This is a genomic window from Streptomyces jumonjinensis (genome assembly GCF_009600885.1).
Lineage (GTDB): Bacteria > Actinomycetota > Actinomycetes > Streptomycetales > Streptomycetaceae > Streptomyces > Streptomyces jumonjinensis.
On sequence record NZ_VCLA01000090.1, the window covers coordinates 1 to 5,264 of the forward strand.

The 5,264-nt window shown below is 71.0% G+C and carries 5 protein-coding genes; 4 read left to right on the forward strand and 1 reads right to left on the reverse strand.

The features are described 5' to 3' along the window. From FF041_RS11065 to FF041_RS11080, 4 genes are all read left to right on the forward strand, one after another. The coding region (locus tag FF041_RS11065; RefSeq protein ID WP_228388150.1) for an amino acid adenylation domain-containing protein at window positions 1–2,305 on the forward strand (2,305 nt) is incomplete at its 5' end. 36 nt (window positions 2,306–2,341) lie between these two features. After that, window positions 2,342–2,572: an MbtH family protein gene (locus FF041_RS11070; protein ID WP_153522546.1), complete on the forward strand. Its 231-nt coding sequence runs from the start codon at window positions 2,342–2,344 to the stop codon at window positions 2,570–2,572. Between the two features lie 21 nt (window positions 2,573–2,593). After that, window positions 2,594–3,352 carry an FkbM family methyltransferase gene (locus FF041_RS11075; RefSeq protein ID WP_228388151.1) on the forward strand — a complete coding sequence of 253 codons (759 nt, stop codon included), beginning with the start codon at window positions 2,594–2,596 and terminating at the stop codon, window positions 3,350–3,352. 5 nt (window positions 3,353–3,357) lie between these two features. After that, on the forward strand, window positions 3,358–4,578 hold the full coding sequence (locus tag FF041_RS11080) for a cytochrome P450 (protein WP_323391663.1): 1,221 nt from the start codon (window positions 3,358–3,360) through the stop codon (window positions 4,576–4,578). Between the two features lie 334 nt (window positions 4,579–4,912). Here FF041_RS11080 and FF041_RS37795 read toward each other — a convergent pair. Next, on the reverse strand, window positions 4,913–5,264 hold a 352-nt coding region (locus tag FF041_RS37795; protein ID WP_194291990.1), incomplete at its 5' end, for a hypothetical protein.

Genomic DNA, 5,264 nt, shown 5'->3' on the forward strand with positions numbered 1-5,264 from the left:
GTCGGCGGCGCCTGATGGGCTCTCGGACATCGCGCCACCGGCGGCGGAGGCGAACGACAGCTGGGAACGGGCCCCGGATCCGGCGACGGATGTGGCGGCGGGTGCAGCGGCGGATGAGTCCGTCTCGTCGTCCGCGCGGAGGACGGACGCGGCGAACCCGCGCCGCGGTGCCGGTGGCGGTGACGGTGACGGCGGGCGCGGCCACCGTGCCCCGGCCCGTGCCGGGCGGTCCGGAGAGGCCGGCCCACGGGCATCCGGCGGCCCGCTCGCGGAGCTCGTGCTGCCCGTTCCACGGGCCGGCGACGACCTGCTGCGAACCGCCGGATTCGCCCGGCTGTCCCGCCCGTACGGCTCCGCGCACGCGCCCCTGGTCCTCGTCCTGGACCACGGCGCGTCCGGACCCACCCTCAGCTGCGCCTACCGGGCGGACCTGTTCGCCCGGGAAGCCGTGACCGCCCTCCTCGACGAGATCGCCGAGATCGCCGAGTTCCCCGACCGTCCTCAGCCCGCCGCGCAGGAGCAGCCGACCGCTCCGCGCACCACCATCCACGCGCTCGTCGAAGAGCAGGCCGCGCTGCGTCCCCACGCCGTCGCCGTCACCTGCGGCGGCGAGAACACGAGTTACGGCCGGCTCGACGACTGGGCCCAGGGGATAGCCGCTGCCCTCATCGCGAAAGGCACGGGCCCCGGCCACCTCGTCGGCGTCAGCCTGCCGCGTGGCCCCGAGCTCGTCGCCACACTGCTGGGCGTCCTCAAATCCGGTGCCGCGTACGTCCCGATGGACCCGGCCTCGCCCCAGGAGCGGCTGCGCTACCTGGTCGAGGACTCCCAGGTGTCCCTGCTCGTGACCCGCGACACCGCCCTCGCGCCCGCCGGCTGCCCGACCCTCGTGCCACCGGCTCCCCCGGGGACACGGGCAGCCCGCGCTCCCACGACGCCGACCGCCCGGCCGGACGACCCGGCGTATGTGATCTACACCTCCGGCTCCACCGGCCGCCCCAAGGGGGTGGTCGTCGAGCACCGCGCTTTCGCCGCGCTGCTCACAGCGGGCCGGGGCGAGTTCGGGCTCGTGCCGGACGACGTGTGGACGTTCTTCCACTCGTACGCCTTCGACTTCTCCGTGTGGGAGATCTGGGGCTGCCTGGCGACCGGCGGCCGGCTCGTCGTCGTACCGCACGAAGCCGCCCGCGCACCCCAGGAGTTCAGGAGTCTGCTGCACCATGAAGGCGTCACGGTCCTCAGCCAGACACCGTCCGCGTTCACACAGCTCCTGTCGACCGAGGGGCCGGACGCCGCACAGCTCGCCGTCCGTCTGCTGATCCTCGGCGGCGAACCGCTGGACGCCCGGATCCTGCTCCCTTGGTTCGACGCCCACCCGGAGCGCGAGTGCCGGGCGGTCAACCTGTACGGCATCACCGAGACCACCGTGCACTGCACCTGGCACACACTCGCCCGGCGCGACGCGCTCGCCGGCACCCGGTCCGTCGGCAGGCCCCTGCCCGGCTGGAGCCTGCACATCCTGGACGAGCGGGGCCGTCCGCTGCCCGCCGGAGTTCCCGGCGAGATCCACGTCGGCGGCGTGGGACTGGCCCGCGGCTACCATCGCAGGCCGGGCCTGACCGCACAGCGTTTCCGCCCCGACGATCAGGAGACGGCCGCCGGGACCCGCCTCTACCGCAGCGGCGACCGGGGCCGCATGCTGCACGACGGCACGGTCGAGCACCTCGGCCGGCTCGACGGACAGGTCAAGGTGCGCGGCTACCGCATCGAACTCGGCGAGATCCGAGGGCGGCTGCTGGAGATACCGGAGGTGCGTGCCGCCGCCGTCGTCATGAACCGGCGCGGCGAGGCACACGACGCCCACCTCGACGCATACGTGGCCGGAGCCGACCCGCGCCCGGCCGCGCTGCGCGCCCGGCTCGCCCAGGTCCTGCCCGACTACATGCTGCCCAGCACCATCACCGTACTCGACGACCTGCCGCTCACCGGGAACGGAAAGCTCGACCCGAGCGGACTCCCGACGCCCGTACCGGCTCCGGCGCCGGAGCGGGCCGGGACGAGGACGGCTGAGACCGCGGACCCGGACGGCGAAACCCTCCAGTCACGGATTTCCCGCATCTGGCGGGACGTCCTCGGCGCTCCCGTCGCCCCCGACGACAACTTCTTCCTCGTCGGCGGGAACTCCCTGCTGGCGATCCGCGTCATGACGCGGATGCGCGAGGGGGGCCTCACCGACGGAGCCGTCCGCCTGATCTACCGCCACCCCACCGTCCGCCGCCTCGCCGAGGCTCTCACCGGAATCTGACACCGCACACCCCACACACATCCACACGGAGAAGACATGAGCGACGACGCCACCACCGCGATCACTGCCTGGACCGTCCTGATCAACGATGAGGAGCAGTACGGACTGTTCCCCGCCGACCGCCCCGCTCCGGGCGGCTGGCGGGAAGCCGGATTCACCGGCACCGAGGAGGAGTGCACCGCATACGTCGACGAGCACTGGACCGACATGCGTCCGCTCAGCCTGCGCCAGGCACTCGACGCCGCCCGGGCCACCGGCCAGGTCTGAGGGCATGACCCCATGCAGCGGATGACACTCCCCAACGGCCTCACCGTCACCCACGTCAACACAGGCGAGACGGCCCTGCTCTACCGTGACATCTTCGCCGAGCGCTGCTACATGCAACACGGCATCCGGCTGACGCCCGGGGACACGGTGTTCGATGTGGGCGCCAACATCGGCATGTCGGCCCTCTTCTTCCACACGGAGTGCCCCGGCCTCGTGTTCCACGCGTTCGAGCCGGCACCCGTCCCGTTCTCGGCCCTGACCGCGAATATCGGGACCCATGGCATCCGTGCGACCGCGACACAGTGCGCGCTGTCGGACCACTCGGGCACCGCGCGCATGACGTACTACCGCGAATCCACGGTCATGTCCGGCTTCCACGCCGACCCGGCAGCGGATGCCGCCCTGACCCGGGGCTTCCTCATGCGCAGCGGCTTCGAGGAGGAGGACGTGGACGACATGCTCGAAGGACGCCACGAGGCCGCCGAGATCGAGTGCGAGGTGCGCACGCTCTCCCAAGTGATCGCCGAGCGCGGCATCACAGCCATCGACCTGCTCAAGGTGGACGTCGAGAAGAGCGAACTCCAGGTCCTTCGCGGACTGGACGAGCCGGACTGGCCGAAGGTCAAACAGGTCGTCGCCGAAGTCCACGACCTGGCAGGGGCGCTGAAGGACTTCACCTCCCTGCTTGAGAGCCATGGCTTCACGGTCACGCTGGCGCAGGACGAACTCCTGCGGGGAACCGAGATCCATGAGGCCTTCGCCGTACGGAAGGACACCTGAGAACCGTGCCCGACACCACGGCTGTCGACGTGGCGGACCCGGACCTGTACGCGTCCGGCGACCCGGTCGCGATCTGGGCCGAACTGCGCGCCACGTCCCCCGTCTACTGGAACGCACACCCCCCGGGACCCGGCTTCTGGGCTGTCATGTCGTACGCACCCGCGCTCCAGGTCTACCGCGACACGGACGCTTTCACCTCCGAGCTCGGGATGCGCGTCGACTCCGACCCCGGCGCCGTGCGGGCGGCGGCGGGGAAGATGCTCATCGTCACCGATCCACCCGTCCACCCGCGCCTGCGGCAGCTGATGAACTCGGCGTTCGTACCCCGGGTGGTGTCGACACTGGAGGCGAGCATGCGCCGCGTCATCGAACCGCTGATCGACGTCGCGCTCACCAAGGACAGCATCGACTTCGTCAGCGAGATCGCGGCCGTCCTCCCCGCCGCGATCATCTGCGACATCATGAACATCCCGCAGTCGGAACGCGCGATGATGACCGACCTCACGAGCAAGGCCTTCGGCGCATCCGTGGGACAGCCCGGGACGTCCAAGTGCCCCCTGGCGGGTGCGGAGATGACGAAGACCGAGGCCCATGCGGAGATCTTCCTCTACTACACGGAACTGGTCGCCCAGCGTCGGCACGCCCCCGGCGACGACGTCGTCAGCGCCTTGATCCAGGGCGAGCTGGACGGCCGCGCCCTCACCGACGAGGAGGTCCTGCTCAACTGCGACGGCCTGCTCACCGGCGCCAACGAGACGACCCGCCATGCGTCCTCGGCCGGCCTGAAGGCGCTCATCGAGAACCCCGCCGAATGGCAGCGGCTGAAGCAGGGGACCGTCGACATCGAGACAGCGGTGGACGAGGTCCTGCGGTACACCAGCCCCGCCCTGCACGTGATGCGCATCGCGAAGAAGGACGTCCAGGTCGGCGACCAGCAGGTGAAGGCGGGCGACGCAGTCACCATCTGGAACTCCTCGGTCAACCGCGACGAGACGGTCTTCCCCCACCCCGACCGCTTCCTCCTCTCCCGCACGGGCAGCCGCCACGTCACCTTCGGCATCGGCCCGCACTTCTGTCTCGGAGCGCCCCTGGCGAGGGTCGAGTTGAAGGTACTGCTCCAGGTTCTCGCGGAGAAGGTGACCGAGATGGACATCGTGGGCACGGTGGAACGGCTGCGGTCCAACTTCATGTGGGGGATCGAGAGGCTGCCGGTGGCACTGTCCTGAGGTGCGGAGACGGTGCGTGCCGGCCCCGGGCCGGCGATGGCGGCGGGTTGCTCCTCGGGCGCGTCGTGCCCGGCCAGGCCGAGTCGGGCGACGTCCAGGGCGGCGATGTGCGTCGTGCACCAGATGATCACGGCCTCGTCGATCGTCGTCCCGGGGCCGGGTTCGAACGCGAGGAGCAGCCCCCACGGGGATGCGGCAAGAGGGCCGGACCAGATGCCCGGGGCGTGCGGCTGCGGATGCCGGAGGCGCCGGCGGGAGGGGTGAGGGTGTCACCCGTCCCGTCAGGGCGCAGGGGTGGGTCGGGGGCCGGGTTGCGGGCTGGTGGGAGCGGGTGTCAGAGGTGGACGAACTCGACGGTTCCGGTGATGCCGAAGGCGGTGTTCCCGGTGGGGGTGAGACAGGAGGGGAGGTTGGAGGCGACATTGGCCACGGTGTAGACGATGGTGTCCCCGGCGAACAGACCGCTGGTGACGCGTGCGTTGGAGATGACGGCGGACTGTCCCAGGGGGGCCAGTGCGACGGTGAACCGGACCGTGCTGGTGGGCGGGACGGGCGCACCGTCCCAGACGATGGTGCCGTCGATGCGGGCGGACGCGGTCAGGCAGGACCCTTCGCCCTCGCCGGTGAACTGGAGTGTGCCGCCGCCGGTGTCGTTGCCGGACAGGTCCAGGCACAGGCTCAGTTCC

Coding starts and splice junctions, on each gene's coding strand:
- FF041_RS11075 (WP_228388151.1), top strand. CDS start 2,594: ATGACACTCCCCAACGGCCTCACCGTCACCCACGTCAACACAGGCGAG.
- FF041_RS11070 (WP_153522546.1), top strand. CDS start 2,342: ATGAGCGACGACGCCACCACCGCGATCACTGCCTGGACCGTCCTGATC.